Consider the following 17,903-nt stretch of genomic DNA (forward strand, 5'->3'; position numbering starts at 1 on the left):
CATGGAAGAACGTCAACTGGTGCTCGACGCGATGTCCGACCGCGCTCCGGAGTGGGATGCCACGCAGTCGCGCATCCTCGACGCCGCCGATGCGCTGATCGGTCGACGAGGCGTGCATGGCGTCACGATCGCAGAGCTCGCTCGGCGCGCGGGTCACAGCCGGCCGACGATCTACCGCAGCTGGAACGACGCCGACGATGTCGTCCGCTCAGCGCTCCTGCGCAGAGTCGCGGTGATCCTCGCGCAGTTCCCCACGCACGCGACCAGCCGACACGGACTCGTCTACGATGTTCTCCGCTTCTCCACCCTCTTCCGTGCCGACGACGTGTACGGACGGCTTCTCGCCGATGAACCGGAGGCGTTCACCCGCTACACGCTGCAGCGTGTGGGTTCGAGCCAGAGACTCATCCTGAGGTGGCTGGCGACCGCGATCGGTGCGGCGCAGCAGGGAGGATCGGTGAGGCACGGCGATCCCGACGAGATTGCCGTCATGCTGCTGCTCATCGCGCAGTCGGCCGTGCTCTCGCACGGAACGGTGTCGGAGCTCCTCTCCGAGGAGTCTTGGGAGCGCGAGCTGCGAGCAGCCCTCGACGGGCTCCTGCGGCCATGACCGCGCACTCCCCCGACCTCAACGTCGCGCGTCGGGCCGCAGATCTCTCCCTGGCCGCGGAGCAGACCGTCGACCTTCTGGTGATCGGCGGAGGCATCACGGGGGTCGGTGTCGCGCTCGACGCCGCCTCGCGGGGTCTGAGCGTCACTCTTCTCGAAGGCGAGGACCTCGCTTTCGGCACCAGCCGATTCAGCTCGAAACTGGTGCACGGCGGACTCCGTTATCTCGCCACCGGCGATGTGGCCACGGCGAAGGAGAGCGCATTCGAGCGTCACCTGCTGATGACCAGGATCGCGCCGCACCTCATTCGCTCTCTCCCGCAGCTGCTGCCCTTCACGACAGGGCTGACGGCCCGCCAGCGCGCAGCCGGCGCGGTCGGGATGGCCCTGGGTGATCTGCTGCGGATGCGAGCGGGCACGCCGCGCCGGTTCCTCCCCCCGCCGCGTCTCGTCTCGGCGCGTACGGCACAGCGGCTCTTCCCGTCGCTCGCCGGAGCTGGGCTGCGCGGAGGGATGCTCTCCTACGACGGGCAGCTGATCGACGACGCCCGCCTGGTCGTGACCGTCGCCAGGACAGCCGCCAGTCTGGGCGCCCGCGTCCTCACCCGCGTCCGAGCGCTCGAGCTGCGCGTCGACGGCGCGACCGCCGAAGACGTGCTGACGGGCGAGCGTCTGGACATGCGCGCCCGATCCGTCGTCAATGCCACCGGCGTCTGGGCCGGAAGCCTCGACGACTCGATCACCGTGCGGCCCAGCCGCGGAACGCACATCGTGCTGGATGCCGCGGATCTCGGCGACCCGTCCTCGGCACTGACCATTCCGCATGAGGGGTCGATCAGCCGCTTCGTGTTCGCGCTGCCGCAGCAGCACGGCCGCGTGATCGTCGGACTCACTGACGAAGATGCGCCGGGCCCTGTTCCGCGGGTCCCCGAGCCGACCGAGGGCGAGATCGAGTTCCTGCTCGCGAACCTCAACCGAGTACTGACCGTCCCGATCACGCGCACGCAGGTCAGGGGATCGTTCGCGGGCCTGCGGCCGCTCGTCGACACCGGTGCGGCGTCGACGGCGGACATCTCCCGTCGGCATCTGGTCCGCGTCTCCGAGCGCGGCTTCGTCAACGTCCTCGGAGGCAAGCTGACCACCTACCGGCGGATGGCGGAGGATGCGGTCGACCTCGCCGTGGCATCGGCGGGGCTCGACGCCGGCGCGAGCCGCACGGCATCCCTCCGCCTCACCGACTCCGCGATGAGGGCCGGGGACAGCGGGGGCCGGGGGCACATCTCCCCAGCGACCATCGACTTCGCCGTCCGCGCGGAGGGCGCGATGACCGCCGACGACGTCCTCGATCGCCGCACCCGGCTCGGCCTCGTCGACGACGACAGGGAGCGGCAGAGGGCGTTCGTCGAATCCGAGGTCGCCGAGATCCTCGCCACGTTCTCCTGACGACGCCGCATCCGCGCGACCGCCGCCAACCGTATCCGCGTCACGGCACACCGGGTAACGAGCACGGAACAGCGAATGAACACCTTCGCCAGCGCCGCTCAGAGAGCGCTCCGAACGCGATCGAGGGGGCACAGTGGTGGCATGGACATGCTCCTCTCGATGTTGGGCGGCAAGGGAATGTCGGGGCTCTTCAAGACCGGCACGGCGATCCTCACGATCCTGCTGGTCGTGCCGGCACTGCTGAAGATCTTCATCGTCACGGTCGATGAGGGGTGGGCTGCGATCCGCACCCGGAACGGCAAGCCGATCATCCGGAACCGCCCGCAACGGCGCCCCACCTCACGTGGCGGAGCGGTCGGCGAAGTCGTGGTCCTCGATCCGGGGTCGCATGGCGCGTTCCCCCTGTTCTACTGGTATCGACTGATCGATGTGCGCTGCAGGGCGACGGATCTGCCCGCGCGCGAGATGACCGGGGCGAGCGGCCATCAGCACCGGGTGCACGCGTCGTTCGAGTGGCGACCGATCCCGACCGGACGAGATCTCCGAGTGTTCGAACTCGACGTCGTGAACGTCAAAGAACGGGCCTCGAACATCGTGGGCGCCGCACTGCGCGACGTCATCCGCGGCCTCGAGGGCGCGGAGCTGCCCCACAACGACGAGATCAACACCCGCGTGATCGCGGCCAGCGCCGACGAGGTGCGTCGGGCATGCGGCGTCGAGCTGGTACGCGTCATGGTCACCGGTGACGCGCTCACCGACGGCTATCTGCTCTCGGCCGCGCTCCGGGACACCGATCGCGGGGCGCAGGCGGTCGCCGCACTCCACGCTCTCAACTGATCGCAGCGGTCGAACGGTCTGTGACCGTCATCCGCCGTCACGCGGTGGCGACGCCGGTCAGCGGCGTTCGTGCAGCGGCAGATCGACCGTCCCGCTCGTGCCCGCATCCCGAGCGACGGGGATCCGAGTCCCGAGCACCTGCGACACGACGTCCTGCGCGATCTTCGATGCGGTGAGACCGGCGTCGGCGAGGATCTGGTCCCTCGACGCGTGATCGATGAACTCGTCCGGAAGCCCCAGCTCGTCGACGGCGGTGTCGATGCCCGCCTCGCGAAGCACCTGCCGGACACGCGTGCCGATGCCGCCGACGCGGATGCCGTCTTCGATGGTGATGACCAGACGATGACGAGCTGCCATGCTCACGATCGAGGGCTGCACCGGGATGGCCCAGCGCGGATCGATCACCGTGGCGCCGATGCCCTGAGCGCGCAGACGCTCTGCGACGTCCATCGCGAGCGCGGCGAACGGGCCGATGCCGATGAGCAGGACATCCTCGGACTCGCCGCGGGCGAGCACATCGACGCCGTCGTGCAGCCGCTCGATGGCCGGAAGATCCGCCGCGACGTCGCCCTTCGGGAAGCGGATGACGGTCGGCGCATCGTCGACGAGCACCGCCTCATCGAGGGCCTCCTGCAACCGGGCTCCGTCACGCGGCGCGGCGATGCGGATGTGCGGGACGATCTGCAGCATCGCGAGATCCCACATGCCGTGGTGGCTGGGACCGTCCGGGCCGGTGACGCCGGCGCGGTCGAGCACGAAGGTCACGCCCGCCCGATGCAGAGCGACGTCCATGAGCACCTGGTCGAAGGCGCGCCCCATGAAGGTGGCGTAGACCGCGACGACGGGGTGCAGACCTCCGAAGGCGAGACCTGCGGCCGACGCGACGGCGTGCTGCTCGGCGATGCCCACGTCGTACACGCGATCGGGGAAGCGCTCGGCGAACGGCGCGAGACCGGTCGGTCGCAGCATCGCTGCGGTCATCGCGATGACATCGCTTCGACGCTCTCCGATGGCGACGAGCGACTCGGAGAACACGTCGGACCAGCCCGTTCCGCTGGAAGAGAGTGTCTCGCCGGTCGCGGGGTCGATGCGTCCGACCGCATGGAACTGGTCGGCCTCATCGTCGCGAGCAGGCTGGTAGCCGCGGCCCTTCTCGGTGATCGTGTGCACGATCACCGGCGCACCGTACGATTTGGCCAGCTCGAGCGTCTCGAGCAGGGCGGGGAGATCGTGCCCGTCGACCGGGCCGAGGTACTTGATGTCGAGGTTCGAGTACAGCGCCTCGTTGTTCGTGAACCGCGAGAGGAAGCCGTGGGTGCCGCCGCGCACCCCGCGGAACACCGCGCGGCCGACCGGACCGAACGCACGGAAGAGTCGGTCCGACTTGTGGTGCAGCTCCTTGTACGCAGCCGCGGTGCGCACCCGGTTGAGGAACCGGGACATGCCGCCGATGGTCGGCGCGTAGGAACGACCGTTGTCATTCACGACGATCACGAGGTTGCGATCGTTGTCGTCGGAGATGTTGTTGAGCGCCTCCCACGTCATGCCGCCCGTGAGTGCTCCGTCGCCGACGACGGCCACGACGTGACGGTCGGCTCGCCCCGTGGCGGTCAGCGCGCGCGACACACCGTCGGCCCAGCTGAGCGAGCTCGACGCGTGCGAGGACTCGACCACGTCGTGAGGGCTCTCGCCGCGCTGCGGATACCCGGCGAGTCCACCGCGCACTCGCAGAGACGAGAAGTCCTGGCGACCGGTGAGGAGCTTGTGCACGTAGGACTGGTGCCCCGTGTCGAAGATGAAGGGGTCGTCGGGCGACGAGAAGACGCGGTGCAGAGCGATCGTGAGCTCGACGACACCGAGGTTGGGGCCGAGATGCCCGCCGGTGCGCGACACGTTCTCGACGAGGAACTCGCGGATCTCACCGGCGAGTTCGATCAGCTGATCCTCTGACAGGGAGTCGAGGTCACGGGGTCCTGAGATGCTCGGAAGAATGGGCATCTGCACCTCCTCTTAGGCACCGTTCGCGGCGCCGATTCCGGTACGGACGCCTGCTCGATCCTACCCCGGGCACCCGGGAAAGCTCGGAGAGCGACTCCCCCTTGACACCGCCCCCGGCACGCGGAAAGGGCCCGGTTCCGAAGGACCGAGCCCTTTCCGATCGTGCGATCAGACCAGCGAACGCAGCACGTACTGCAGGATGCCGCCGTTGCGGTAGTAATCCGCCTCACCGGGGGTGTCGATGCGGACGACCGCGTCGAACTCGACGACCTGCTTGCCCTCGGGCGAGTTCTCGCTCGGCGTGGCCGTGACGCGAACCGTCTTCGGGGTCACGCCGTTGTTGAGCTCCTCGAGACCGGAGATCGAGACGATCTCGGTGCCGTCGAGACCCAGGGACTCCCAGCTCTCACCGGCCGGGAACTGCAGCGGGACGACGCCCATTCCGATCAGGTTCGAACGGTGGATGCGCTCGAAGCTCTCGGTGATGACCGCCTTGACGCCGAGGAGGCTCGTGCCCTTCGCCGCCCAGTCGCGCGACGATCCCGAACCGTACTCCTTACCACCGAAGATGACGAGGGGCGTGCCCTGCTCCTGGTAGTTCATGCTCGCGTCGTAGATGTACGACTGCGGTCCACCGGGCTGGGTGAAGTCGCGGGTGTAGCCACCCTCGACGACCTGGCCGTCGTTGACAGCCGAGACCATCAGGTTCTTCAGGCGGATGTTCGCGAACGTGCCGCGGATCATGACCTCGTGGTTGCCGCGACGCGATCCGAAGGAGTTGAAGTCCTTGCGGTCGACCCCGTGCTCCATGAGGTACTGCGCCGCGGGGGTGCCGGGCTTGATGTTGCCGGCGGGCGAGATGTGGTCGGTCGTGACCGAGTCGCCCAGAGTCGCCATGACGCGGGCGCCCTCGATGTCGCGCACCGGGGTGAGCTCCATCGTCATGCCGTCGAAGTACGGAGCCTTGCGCACGTACGTCGAGTTCTCGTCCCACTGGAAGATGTCGTCGTCCGGGGTGGGCAGGCTGCGCCAGCGCTCGTCACCGTCGAAGACGGTCGCGTACTGCTTGATGAACTGCTCACGCGAGATCGAGGAATCGACGATCTCCTGCACCTCGTCGGGCGTCGGCCAGATGTCCTTGAGGAACACGTCGTTGCCGTCGGATCCCTTGCCGAGCGCATCGTTCTCGAAGTCGAAGTGCATCGACCCCGCGAGGGCGTAGGCGATCACGAGCGGCGGGCTCGCGAGGTAGTTCATCTTCACGTCGGGGCTGATGCGGCCCTCGAAGTTGCGGTTGCCCGAGAGCACGGCGGTCACGGCGAGGTCGTGATCGTTGATGGCCGCGGAGACCTCTTCGATCAGCGGACCCGAGTTTCCGATGCAGATGGTGCAGCCGTAGCCGACGGTGTAGAAGCCGAGGCCCTCGAGGTCCTTGTCGAGTCCGGACTTCTCGTAGTAGTCGGTGACGACCTTCGAGCCGGGGCCGAGGGTGGTCTTGACCCAGGGCTTCTGCTTCAGGCCCTTCTCGAGCGCCTTGCGGGCGACGAGACCTGCGGCGATCATCACCGAGGGGTTCGAGGTGTTGGTGCACGAGGTGATCGCCGCGAGGGTCACTGCACCGTTGTCGAGGATGTACTTCTCACCCGACGGAGTGGTGACCGGCACGGGCTTCGACGCGTTCGCCGGTGCGCCGCTGTTGATGTGCACGGGCCGGGTGGTGCGCGGCTCCTCTTCACCGGGCGCGTTGCCCGGGTCGGAGGCGGGGAACGAGTGCTTCGACTCGAGGTCGACGACGTCGTCCGAGGTCGACGGTGCGGCGTAGGCCAGGATGTCCTGCTCGAACTGCGACTTCGCCTCGGAGAGGAGGATGCGGTCCTGCGGGCGCTTCGGGCCGGCGATCGACGGCACCACAGTGCCGAGGTCGAGCTCGAGGTACTCGCTGAAGACGGGCTCCTGCGATGCGTCGTGCCAGAGCTTCTGGGTCTTCGCGTACGCCTCGACCAGCGCGACGGCCTCGTCGCTGCGGCCGGTCAGACGCAGGTAGTCGAGGGTCACGTCGTCGATCGGGAAGATCGCCGCCGTCGAACCGAACTCGGGCGACATGTTGCCGATCGTCGCGCGGTTGGCCAGCGGCACGGATGCCACGCCCTCACCGTAGAACTCGACGAACTTGCCGACGACTCCGTGCTTGCGCAGCAGGTCGGTGATCGTCAGCACGACGTCCGTGGCCGTGACGCCGGCCGGGATCTCGCCGGAGAGCTTGAAGCCGACGACGCGCGGGATGAGCATCGACACGGGCTGGCCGAGCATCGCGGCCTCGGCCTCGATGCCGCCGACGCCCCACCCGAGCACACCCAGGCCGTTGACCATCGTGGTGTGCGAGTCGGTGCCGACGCAGGTGTCGGGGTAGGCGCGCAGCACTCCGTCGACGTCACGGTCGTAGATGACCTTGGCCAGGTGCTCGATGTTCACCTGGTGCACGATGCCGGTTCCGGGGGGAACGACCTTGAAGTCGCTGAATGCCGTCTGGCCCCAGCGAAGGAACTGGTACCGCTCGCCGTTGCGCTCGTACTCGATCTCGACGTTGCGCTCGAGGGCGTTCTCGGAACCGAAGAGGTCGGCGATCACCGAGTGGTCGATGACCATCTCGGCGGGCGAGAGCGGGTTGATCTTGTTCGCGTCGCCACCCAGCGCCGTGACGGCCTCGCGCATGGTGGCGAGGTCGACGATGCAGGGAACACCGGTGAAGTCCTGCATGACCACACGGGCCGGCGTGAACTGGATCTCGGTGCTCGGCTCAGCCGCGGCATCCCACGAACCCAGTGCTTCGATCTGCGCCTTGGTCACATTCGCGCCGTCCTCGGTGCGAAGCAGGTTCTCGAGGAGGACCTTCAGACTGAAAGGGAGCTTGTCGAAACCGGGCACCGTGTCGATGCGGAAGATCTCGTAGTCGGTGCTGCCGACCGTCAGGGTGCTCTTGGCACCGAAGCTGTTCACCGTGGACACGAATCCGTCTCCTTCTATTCGGATGGGAGCGACAGGCGCCTCCATCTTGCTCGCCAGCGAGCCCCTGCGGCTAGCAAGGCAGACCTAACCAGTCTGCTCCGCTCAGCCCTCAGGCGAAAGCCTGCAATTTATCTTGATGTCAAGATAAATCTATCACGGCTGAGCGGCCTTGTCGGCATCGGCGCCGCGCGGATACAGCGCGCGCACGACGAGCCAGGTGACGGCGATCAGCGGCGCGAACAGCGGCAGGCCCATGATCAGCTTCAGCGTGCCGAGCGCGGTGACGTCTCCGGCGAGGTACAGCGGCAACTGCACTGCGAGACGTGCGAAGAACAGAGCGGCCCAGGCCACGCCGAGCCACAGGAAGGCACGACGCTTGCGACGGTCGCGCCGCCATGCGGTGCCCTCCCCCATCAGAAAACCGACCGCGAGACCGATCAGCGACCAGCCGATCAGCGCCGACACCAGCATGCCGGTGCCATAGAGGGCGTTGGTGATGAGACCGGGGACGAAGTTGTCTTCGCCGCGGCCCGTCCACAGCGCGAGCGCAGCCGCGGCTGCGGCGGCCACGAGACCGCCGATGGCCGCAGACGGGGGTGACTTCTGGATCAGCCGCACGACGGTGAACACCGCGGCGAGCCCGACCGACACGCCCAGAGGAACGATCAGCGGCTCGGGGCGGATGGTGAAGAGGATGACGAACGCGAGGCTCGGAAGGACGGACTCGAGGATGCCGCGCCATCCGCCGATCGCGGACCACACCACACGGTGCGTCGCGCCGCTCTCGTTCGGGTCGAGACCCGCTCGGCGAGCGGCGCCGCCGAGAGCCGCGCCGACGATGTCCGACGCGCTCTGCTCGCGCTCGGGCTCCGGGGCCGGGGTGGTCACGCGGAGCCGGGAGTCGCGGGCATCTTCAGCGGGATCAGGTCGCGCGGCGGCATCGGAGCGCCACCGCGCACGACGACGATCGACCGGAAGAGATCCTCGACCTTGGCGGCCGCTTCGAGATCGGATGCCGCGGCTCCGCCGATGACCCCACGAAGGAACCAGCGGGGCCCGTCGATGCCGATGAAGCGCGCGAGGCGCAGCTCGGATCCCTCGTTGGCCGCCGCGGGAACCTCGGCGAGGAGCTCCTTGCCGAGGGGACCGTCGCGCTCCTCGACCCGGCCGCCCTGGGTGCGCACCTGATCACGCAGCTGCACCCGGGTCTCGTCCCAGAGGCCGCCCGAGCGCGGTGCCGCGAAAGGCTGCACCTGCAGGGACGAATCGGCGTAGTCGAGCCCGACGGCCACGATGCGCTTGGACTGCTCTTCGACCTCGAGCCGAAGGTTGAGGCCCTCGCGCGGAAGGATCTTGATGCCGCCGAGATCGATGTAGGGCCGGACGGGGTTCGCCTCGGAGTCGTCGAACGGGCCCTGTGTCGCCCGGTCGTCCGGTGCGGACTTCGAAGGAGTCGCGTTGTTGTCAGTCATTGGTCTGTCCTGCCGAAGGGGAATGGGATCCTGCCTGGTAGCCCGTCGAGCCGAAGCCACCCTCGCCGCGGACGCTCTCTGGCAGCTCCTCGACCGGGATGAACACGGCTCGGGTCACGGGCATCACGATCAGTTGCGCGATGCGATCGCCGACGGCGACATCGTACGCGCTGTGGATGTCGGTGTTGATCAGGCTCACCTTGATCTCACCGCGATAGCCGGCATCCACCGTGCCGGGCGAGTTGACGATCGAGATCCCGTGCTTGGCCGCGAGTCCGCTGCGCGGCACCACGAAGGCGGCGTATCCCTCGGGCAGGGCGATGCGCACTCCGGTGGCCACGAGCGCCCGCTCGCCGGGTGCCAGGTGGACGGCCTCGGCGGCGACGAGATCGGCGCCCGCATCACCGGGGTGGGCGTAGCCGGGCACCACAGAGGCGATAATGGGGACATCAACGGAATCAGTCACCCCACGAGGCTAATGCAGAACATCGCTCCTGACGCGCGGATCCACTACCGCGAGAGACTGTCCCCCAGCCTGTGGCTGCTGGTGACGGTCGCTCTGGCGGGCCCCATGGTGGCGCTCATCTTCGTGCCCGTCGGCTCGACCATCGCCCTGGTCGTCGGCGCAGCGGTCTCGGCTCTCCTCGTGATCGCCTTCCTCGCACTCGCCCCGCCCGTCTCGGTCGACGGCGATGTGCTGCGGGCCGGTCGAGCGCACATCGACGTCCGACACCTCGGCACACCACGGGCGCTGAACGGCGAAGAGGCGCGCCAGGCTCGAGGACCGGGGCTTCCGGCGCGAGGCTGGCATCTGATCCGGGGCGGGGTAGACGGCATCGTCGTCGTTCCGAACATCGACCCCGACGATCCCGTCGACACCTGGACCATCTCGTCGCGCACGCCCGATCGGCTGGCCGCCGCGATCGTCGCCGCCCAGCGCTGACCACGCCGCCCGCCTGAGCACGCTGCGGGATCGATCACGCCGCTCAAGGCCGGAAAGACGACGCGCCCCAGACCAAGAGGTCGGGGGCGCGTGAGATCTCGCTCTATGGTGCGCTCAGGCGGCGCACTCCTTGCAGATGGGGCCGGATGCGCCCTCGTGGTCGAGCTGAGAACGGTGCTTCACGAGGAAGCAGTTCATGCAGGTGAACTCGTCCTGCTGCGCGGGCAGCACGACGACATCGAGCTCGAGGTCGGAGAGATCCGCTCCCGGGAGGTCGAAGCTGGACGGGTTGTCCGCGTCTTCGTCTCCCGATGAGCCGGAGAGCTTGTCCGGCACACGCTCCTTGAGGGCTTCGATCGACTCGGAGTCGTCTTCACTCTTGCGGGGAGCGTCGTAGTCGGTTGCCATGTGGTAAATCTCCACTTTCATGCGAGTGGGTGGTGCGCCGTCGGGGTAATCGGCGGCCATAGTTTGCATGACCGCGGAGGAATAAGCAAATGCCCGCGGCTGCGACAGACCAAACTCACGGCACGCCCAGACTATTCCCGGTTCTGAGCGGCCCCGCGTGACACCATGAACGCACACCCATCAGAGGGGCATTCGCATGGAAAACGTCACCATCGTCGGCACAGAAGCAGGACTGCTCGTACTCGCGACCGAGTCGGGCGAGCGGTTCGCGCTGCCCATCGACGACGTCCTGCACCGAGAGATCCGTCGGGCGACGCGACAGAGCGAGCCGGCTGCTCAGCGTCTCGCGGCGAGCCCGCGCGACATCCAGGCTCAGATCCGCGCCGGTCTCACGGCGCCCGAGGTCGCGGCCCTCCTCGGCATCGGCGTCGACGACGTCATCCGCTTCGAAGGACCCGTTCTCGCCGAGCGCGAGCACGTCATCGGCCAGGCGCTCGCCGTACCCGTCCTGATCGGCAGCGATGTCGAGCCCGACGCTCAGCCGACTTTCGGCACCGCGATCCGAGCCAAGCTGTCAGAGGTCGAGGCCTCTGCCGAGCGCTGGGCGAGCTGGAAGGACGAGAGCGGCTGGATCATCAAGCTCGAGTTCACCGCCAACGAGGTCGAGCACGACGCTCGCTGGAGCTTCGACCCCCGCCGCAGCGCCCTCGCACCGCTCAACGCCGACGCGACCCAGCTGTCTCGCCAGGGCTCGCTGCCGGACGGACTCATCCCGCGACTGCGCGCCGTCGAGGCCGAACGGCAGGCATCGCCCTACAAGGACGACAGCCGTTTCGACTCCGGCGCATTCGGACCACGTCTGCTCCCGGCGCCCGAAGCCGAGGTCGACGACAGCATCGCCCCAGAGCGCTCGATGGCAGCGGCGCAGGACGCCGCGATCAAGCGCGCGCCGGAGTCCGCGACGACGAGCCCCGAGACCGCCGACCTGCTCGAGGCGTTGCGACGCCGGCGGGGTCAGCGCGAGACCGCACCGATCCTCGACGAGCCGGACGACGAGAACACGGACCAGAGTCCGATCGCACTGTTCGACGCCTTCGAGAGCGTTCCTGCGGAGAGTGACGAGCCGGAGCCCGCACCGGAGCCCGCGAACGAGGGCAACGGTCGCCGTCGACGCCGCAACGCGATGCCGTCGTGGGACGAGATCGTCTTCGGGGCCCGCACCGACGAGTAGACCGGCCCCCGGCACGAGTGCGAGGACTCAGCGCGCGAAGGCTCCGAACCTGAGCAGCGGAACCTGACGCTCTTCCGGAGTCAGTCCCCCGTGCTGCCCGATCATTCCACGGCCGCGCTGGTCTGCAGCCGTGCCGTCGTAGACGGCACCGTTGCCCCGGGCCACGACGAGGACATCGCCGATCCGCGACGAGGCCGCCTCGGTCACCTCCGGGCCGAACAACCCCGCCGCGATCGCCTGATCCCGGGTTCCGACATCAGCGACGCCGTCGAGGTCACGAACCCACCGCTCGGCGACCGCAGATGCGTCGGCATCCGGTTCGACATAGACGTGCAGCATCCGCGGTTCCCCACCGAGATGGCGAACTCCCTCGAGGTGCTCTGCCTCGAGAACGATCTGCCGGTGCGCCGGCACGTCGAGCATGCCGTGGTCCGACGTCACGAGCACACCGACACCCGGCGGCACACGTCGTGAGAGCGCGGCGTCGATCTCCTCGAGCGCGGCGATCCAGTGCACGGAGTCGAGGCCGTATCTGTGCCCCGCCTTGTCGGCCTCGGGGAGGTAGCAGTAGACGAGCGAGCCCTGGTGGCGCTCCGCGAGGTCGTATGCGGCCTCCACTCGCTCGGCGGGTGTCTGGGCGGCGACGAAGTCGGCACCGCGCAGCGTCGCACGGGTGAACCCGCTCCCCGCGTACGCCGCGACGCCGACGGCGAAGGTCGGACGACCCTCTGACCTGGCGCGCTCGAAGACCGTCGGAGCCGCCTGCCACGTCGCCGGATCGAGACCATCCGACTCCCAGCCCGTGAGCTGGTTGACCAGCACGTCCCTGTCCGGATCGAGGACCCGGTAGCCGACCAGTCCATGCTGGCCGGGCCATGTGCCCGTGAGGATGCTGGTGAGAGCCGCCGCGGTGGTCGACGGGAAGACCGACTGGGCGACATCCTTCTTCGCCATGCCGGCGGTGAGCGCTCTGGCGTGGCCGGCATGGGCGCGCAGACTGATGGCGCCGAGGCCGTCGATGAGCACGAGGACGACGGACTCAGCCCGCGGCAGGGTCGCGGACTCACCGCGCAGAGCGGCGAACACGTCGTCCGCCACCCCGACGACGCTCCGGGCTGCCGGCGACTCGGACGGTAGAATGAGGGACATCCGAGCCAGTCTGACACAGGCTCCCGTACGCCCTCAGCCTCGCACCATTCAGGATGCCCATGCCGAAGACCCCGCCTGCCGAGCTCGCCCCTGAGCGTATCCAGGACATCGATCTCGAGACAGAGATGCAGGGTTCCTTCCTCGAGTACGCCTACTCGGTGATCTACTCGCGGGCTCTGCCCGACGCTCGCGACGGCCTGAAGCCCGTGCAGCGACGCATCCTGTATCAGATGGCCGAGATGGGCCTCCGTCCCGACCGCGGTCACGTCAAGAGCGCCCGCGTCGTGGGCGAGGTCATGGGAAAGCTGCACCCGCACGGCGACTCGGCGATCTACGACGCCCTCGTGCGCCTCGCCCAGGAGTGGGCGCTGCGCGTGCCGCTGGTCGACGGACACGGCAACTTCGGCTCGCTCGACGACGGTCCCGCGGCTGCGCGCTACACCGAGGCGCGTCTCGCCTCCCCCGCGATGGCGCTCACCGAGAACCTCGACGAGGACGTCGTCGATTTCATCCCGAACTACGACGGCCAGTTCCAGCAGCCGTCCGTGCTGCCCGCAGCTTTCCCGAACCTGCTCGTCAACGGAGCGAGCGGTATCGCCGTCGGCATGGCGACCAACATGGCACCGCACAACCTGATCGAGGTCGTCGCCGCCGCCACCCACCTGCTCGAGAATCCCGACGCGACGACCGAAGAGCTCATGGAGTTCGTCCCCGGACCGGACTTCCCCTCGGGCGGCATCCTGATGGGTCTCGACGGAGTCAAGGACGCATACGCGACCGGACGCGGCGCATTGAAGGTGCGCGGCAAGGTGTCGGTCGAGCCACTCGGCCCGCGGCGCACCGGCATCGTCGTATCCGAGCTGCCGTACATGGTCGGGCCGGAGCGACTGATCGAGAAGATCCGTGACGCCGTCCAGTCGAAGAAGCTGCAGGGCATCAGCGACGTGACCGACCTCACCGACCGCAACCACGGCCTGCGCGTCGCGATCGGCATCAAGACCGGGTTCGACCCCAACGCCGTCCTCGAGCAGCTCTACCGGCTCACGCCTCTCGAGGATTCCTTCAGCATCAACAATGTGGCTCTGGTCGACGGCCAGCCCCGCACCCTCGGGCTCAAGGAGATGCTGCGCGTCTATGTCGCGCACCGGCTCGAGGTCATCACGCGCCGCAGCCGCTATCGCCTCGCTCGCCGCGAAGAGCGTCTGCACCTCGTCGAGGGGCTCCTCATCGCGATCCTCGACATCGACGAGGTCATCCAGGTCATCCGCTCCTCCGACGACTCCGAGCAGGCGCGCGCACGACTGCGGTCCGTCTTCGACCTCAGCGAACTGCAGGCGGAGTACATCCTCGAGCTGCGCCTGCGGCGTCTGACGAAGTTCTCGCGCATCGAGCTCGAGACCGAGCGCGACGCGCTGCTCGCCGAGATCGCCAGACTCCGCGATCTCCTGTCGAGCGAGGCCCTGCTGCGCGCAGTGGTCGCACAGGAGTTGGATGCCGCAGCCGAGGCCTACGGCACTCCTCGCCGTACGCTCCTGATGAACGCCGCGCCCCCGAAGCCGCGCGCGACGAAGGGGGCCGTCGACCTGCAGATCGCCGATGCTCCCACCGTGCTCGTGCTGTCGACGACCGGACGCGCCGTGCGCGTGGACCTCGCCGAGGGGCAGGAGCTCACGCTGCCGGCCCGACGGAGCAAGCACGACGCGATCCTGACCACCGTCGACACGACGGTGCGCGCGGAGATCGGTGCACTGACGACGGAAGGGCGCGTGCTGCGCTTCTCCCCCGTCGATCTGCCGTCGGTACCGTCGTCTTCCGTGCAGCTCGCAGCAGGCGCGCCGCTGCGCGACTACCTCGGGATCACCACCCGCGGAGAGCGGATCCTCGCGTTCGTGCGCTTCGACAGCGACGTCCCGATCGCCCTGGGCACGGCCCAGGGCACAGTCAAGCGGATCGTTCCCTCCACGCTCCCCGTGCGTCCCGACCTCGAGGTCATCGGCATGAAGCCCGGCGACACGGTCGTGGGTGCTGTCGAGGCTCAGGATGACGCAGACCTCGTGTTCGTGACCACGGATGCCCAGCTGCTGCGCTTCTCGGCCTCAGCCGTGCGCCCGCAGGGAGCACCGGCCGGCGGCATGGCGGGCATGAAGCTGGGGGCCGGCGCGTCCGTGCTGTTCTTCGGCGCTGTCACTCCGGATGCCGATGCCGTCGTCGCCACGGTCTCCGGTTCCGACAGCAGCCTGCCCGGTACCGAACCGGGACGTGCCAAGGTGACCTCGTTCGCGGAGTATCCCTCGAAGGGCCGAGCGACCGGCGGAGTCCGTGCCCACGCCTTCCTGAAGGGCGAGGACCGCCTCATGGTCGCCTGGGTCGGGCCGAGCCCGGCGCAGGCCGTCGATCCGACGGGTGCGGTGCGCAAGCTCCCCGAACCCGGAGCACGACGCGACGCATCGGGTCAGCCGGTGGACGGCGTGATCGGGAGCATCGGCCGCACTCTGGTCTGAGCTCTGTTCCACGCCGCTTGCCGAACGCCCACCGCGACGCGCTGCTCGATGTCTACCGCGCGGCTCTGGCGCTGAGGCGCTGAACGATCAGGCGTCGATCGATTCCCGGGAGAGGCGATCGGACGAATCGATGATGAACTCACGTCGAGGCGCGACCTCGTTGCCCATCAGCAGCTCGAACACGCGACCCGCAGCCTCGGCATCCTCCATGCGCACCCGGCGCAGCAGGCGGCCGCCGCGTTCCATGGTGGTCGTGGCGAGCTGCTCCGCGTCCATCTCGCCGAGTCCCTTGTATCGCTGAATCGGCTCGTGCCACCGCTTGCCCGACTTGCGGAGCTTGGCGAGAAGGGCGTGCATCTCCTGCTCGCTGTAGGTGTAGATGGTCTCGTTGGGCTTGGAGCCCGGATTCATCACGATCACGCGGTGCAGCGGCGGCACCGCGGCGAACACGCGGCCATGCTCGATGAGCGGCCGCATGTAGCGATAGAACAGCGTGAGCAGGAGCGTGCGGATGTGCGCGCCGTCGACATCGGCGTCGCTCATCAGGATGACCTTGCCGTACCGCGCGGCGTCGATGTCGAAGCTGCGGCCGGAGCCCGCACCGATCACCTGGATGATCGATGCGCACTCGGCGTTCGACAGCATGTCGCCGACCGACGCCTTCTGGACGTTGAGGATCTTTCCACGAATGGGCAGCAGCGCCTGGAACTCGCTGTTCCGTGCGTTCTTCGCTGTGCCGAGCGCGGAGTCTCCCTCGACGATGAACAGCTCGCTGCGCTCCACCTCGTTCGTGCGGCAGTCGACCAGCTTGGTCGGAAGGGTCGAGGACTCGAGCGCGTTCTTTCGGCGCTGGGTCTCCTTGTGGGCACGAGCGGAGACTCGTGCCTTCATCTCCGCGACCACCTTGTCGAGCAGCTGCGTCGACTGGCTCTTGTCGTCGCGCTTCGTCGAGCTGAATCGGGCGCCGAGATCCTTCCGGAGCACCTGGGCCACGATCTGACGCACGGCCGGGGTGCCGAGGATCTCCTTCGTCTGGCCCTCGAACTGCGGCTCGGGGACGTTCACCGTGAGCACCGCGGTGAGCCCGGCGAGGACGTCGTCCTTCTCGAGCTTGTCGTTGCTGCCGACCTTCAATCGACGTGCGTTCTGCTCGACCTGCGAGCGCAGCACCTTGAGCAGCTCCTGCTCGAAGCCCTGCTGGTGGGTGCCGCCCTTGGGGGTCGCGATGATGTTGACGAACGACCGCGTGGTCGTGTCGTAGCCGGTGCCCCACCGCATCGCGATGTCGACGGCGCAGACGCGCTCGACCTCTGTGGCGATCATGTGGCCGTCGGCCTGCAGCACCGGCACTGTCTCTTTGAACGTGCCTTCGCCCTGGATACGCCAGGTGTCGGTGACGGGAGCGTCGTTCGCGAGGTACTCGACGAACTCCGAGATGCCGCCGTCGTACCGGTAGGACGTCTCGATCGGCTGGCCCTCGACCTCGGCGCCGTTGGCCGCGCGCTCGTCGCGGATCACGAGTTCCAGCCCTGGGACGAGGAACGCCGTCTGACGTGCGCGAGTCACCAGGTCGTTGAGCTGGAACGCGGCATCCTTCGTGAAGATCTGGTGATCCGCCCAATAGCGGATACGTGTTCCGCTCGTGCCGCGCGGCGCCTTGCCGACGACCCGCAGCTCGCTCTTGTCCTGGAACGGGGTGAACGGAGCGTCCGGCCGCTTCTCACCCTTGTCGGCGAAGAGTCCGGGCTCGCCGCGATGGAACGACATGGCATAGGTCTTGCCACCTCGGTCTACCTCGACGTCGAGCCGCTCCGAGAGGGCGTTCACCACAGAGGCGCCCACACCGTGCAGACCACCGGATGCCGCGTAAGAGCCTCCGCCGAACTTTCCGCCGGCATGCAGCTTCGTGAAGACGACCTCGACGCCGGTGAGACCGGTGCGCGGCTCGACGTCGACGGGGATGCCGCGACCGCGGTCGTGGACCTCGACACTGCCGTCCTCATGCAGGATGATGTCGATCTTCGAGCCGTTGCCCGCGACGGCCTCGTCGACGGCGTTGTCGATGATCTCCCAGAGGCAGTGCATCAGGCCCGGGGATCCGTTCGAGCCGATGTACATACCTGGGCGCTTGCGGACGGCCTCGAGCCCTTCGAGCACCTGGAGATGATGGGCGGAATACTCGGCGGTCACAATCTCCGAGTCTATTCGCGATGCCTCTCCACCAGCCGCAGACACTCCCCGGGAGCCCTCAGTACGGCACCCGCGCGTACGCGCTGAGCGAAACACGCCGCAAACCGGGCATGCAC

General features: G+C 68.1%; 14 protein-coding genes. 6 read left to right on the plus strand and 8 right to left on the minus strand.

The window, feature by feature from the left end:
• Window position 1 precedes the first annotated feature (1 nt).
• The 3 genes from SOM10_RS03235 (at window position 2) to SOM10_RS03245 (ending at window position 2,889) form a co-directional block, all read left to right on the plus strand.
• Entirely contained in the window at window positions 2-610 is a 609-nt protein-coding gene (locus tag SOM10_RS03235; RefSeq protein ID WP_320488372.1) for a TetR/AcrR family transcriptional regulator, read from the plus strand.
• Complete coding sequence (locus tag SOM10_RS03240) at window positions 607-2,052, plus strand: glycerol-3-phosphate dehydrogenase/oxidase (protein ID WP_320488373.1); 1,446 nt, start codon at window positions 607-609, stop codon at window positions 2,050-2,052. Before SOM10_RS03235 ends, SOM10_RS03240 begins: the two co-directional genes overlap by 4 nt.
• A 141-nt stretch (window positions 2,053-2,193) precedes the next feature.
• Entirely contained in the window at window positions 2,194-2,889 is a 696-nt protein-coding gene (locus SOM10_RS03245; protein WP_053096235.1) for an SPFH domain-containing protein, read from the plus strand.
• Between the two features lie 57 nt (window positions 2,890-2,946).
• Here the strand turns inward: SOM10_RS03245 and dxs are convergent, their stop codons facing one another.
• The 5 genes from dxs to dut all read right to left on the minus strand — a co-directional run bounded on the left by dxs (window position 2,947) and on the right by dut (window position 9,831).
• Window positions 2,947-4,887 carry a 1-deoxy-D-xylulose-5-phosphate synthase gene (gene dxs, locus SOM10_RS03250; RefSeq protein WP_056278804.1) on the minus strand — a complete coding sequence of 647 codons (1,941 nt, stop codon included), beginning with the start codon at window positions 4,885-4,887 and terminating at the stop codon, window positions 2,947-2,949.
• A 168-nt stretch (window positions 4,888-5,055) separates the two neighbouring features.
• Complete coding sequence (locus SOM10_RS03255) at window positions 5,056-7,938, minus strand: aconitate hydratase (protein WP_171821918.1); 2,883 nt, start codon at window positions 7,936-7,938, stop codon at window positions 5,056-5,058.
• Between the two features lie 108 nt (window positions 7,939-8,046).
• Entirely contained in the window at window positions 8,047-8,781 is a 735-nt protein-coding gene (locus tag SOM10_RS03260) for a DUF3159 domain-containing protein (protein WP_056278805.1), read from the minus strand.
• Window positions 8,778-9,365 (minus strand): DUF3710 domain-containing protein, encoded by a 588-nt coding sequence (locus SOM10_RS03265; RefSeq protein ID WP_056278806.1) that lies wholly within the window; start codon window positions 9,363-9,365, stop codon window positions 8,778-8,780. The genes SOM10_RS03260 and SOM10_RS03265 overlap by 4 nt, the downstream gene beginning before the upstream one ends.
• Entirely contained in the window at window positions 9,358-9,831 is a 474-nt protein-coding gene (gene dut, locus SOM10_RS03270) for a dUTP diphosphatase (RefSeq protein WP_056278807.1), read from the minus strand. The genes SOM10_RS03265 and dut overlap by 8 nt, the downstream gene beginning before the upstream one ends.
• Before the next feature lie 12 nt (window positions 9,832-9,843).
• Between dut and SOM10_RS03275 the strand changes: the two genes are divergently transcribed.
• Window positions 9,844-10,308, plus strand: coding sequence for a DUF3093 domain-containing protein (locus tag SOM10_RS03275; protein ID WP_056278808.1), 465 nt, complete (start codon window positions 9,844-9,846; stop codon window positions 10,306-10,308).
• Window positions 10,309-10,422: 114 nt separating this feature from the next.
• Here SOM10_RS03275 and SOM10_RS03280 read toward each other — a convergent pair whose 3' ends face one another.
• Complete coding sequence (locus SOM10_RS03280; RefSeq protein WP_042540214.1) at window positions 10,423-10,716, minus strand: DUF4193 domain-containing protein; 294 nt, start codon at window positions 10,714-10,716, stop codon at window positions 10,423-10,425.
• Between the two features lie 196 nt (window positions 10,717-10,912).
• On the opposite strand from SOM10_RS03280, the gene sepH reads away from it, so the two are divergent.
• On the plus strand, window positions 10,913-11,947 hold the full coding sequence (gene sepH / locus SOM10_RS03285; protein WP_053096248.1) for a septation protein SepH: 1,035 nt from the start codon (window positions 10,913-10,915) through the stop codon (window positions 11,945-11,947).
• 27 nt (window positions 11,948-11,974) lie between these two features.
• On the opposite strand, the gene SOM10_RS03290 is transcribed toward sepH, so the two are convergent.
• Complete coding sequence (locus SOM10_RS03290) at window positions 11,975-13,096, minus strand: alkaline phosphatase family protein (RefSeq protein WP_320488381.1); 1,122 nt, start codon at window positions 13,094-13,096, stop codon at window positions 11,975-11,977.
• Window positions 13,097-13,155: 59 nt separating this feature from the next.
• On the opposite strand from SOM10_RS03290, the gene SOM10_RS03295 reads away from it, so the two are divergent.
• Window positions 13,156-15,597 (plus strand): DNA gyrase/topoisomerase IV subunit A, encoded by a 2,442-nt coding sequence (locus SOM10_RS03295; protein ID WP_082297818.1) that lies wholly within the window; start codon window positions 13,156-13,158, stop codon window positions 15,595-15,597.
• Between the two features lie 87 nt (window positions 15,598-15,684).
• On the opposite strand, the gene SOM10_RS03300 is transcribed toward SOM10_RS03295, so the two are convergent.
• A complete protein-coding gene (locus tag SOM10_RS03300) occupies window positions 15,685-17,787 on the minus strand; it encodes a DNA gyrase/topoisomerase IV subunit B (protein WP_082297819.1) in 2,103 nt (700 codons plus the stop codon).
• Window positions 17,788-17,903: the final 116 nt, after the last annotated feature.

Source organism: Microbacterium sp. CFBP9023, assembly GCF_034045055.1.
Taxonomy (GTDB): Bacteria; Actinomycetota; Actinomycetes; order Actinomycetales; family Microbacteriaceae; genus Microbacterium.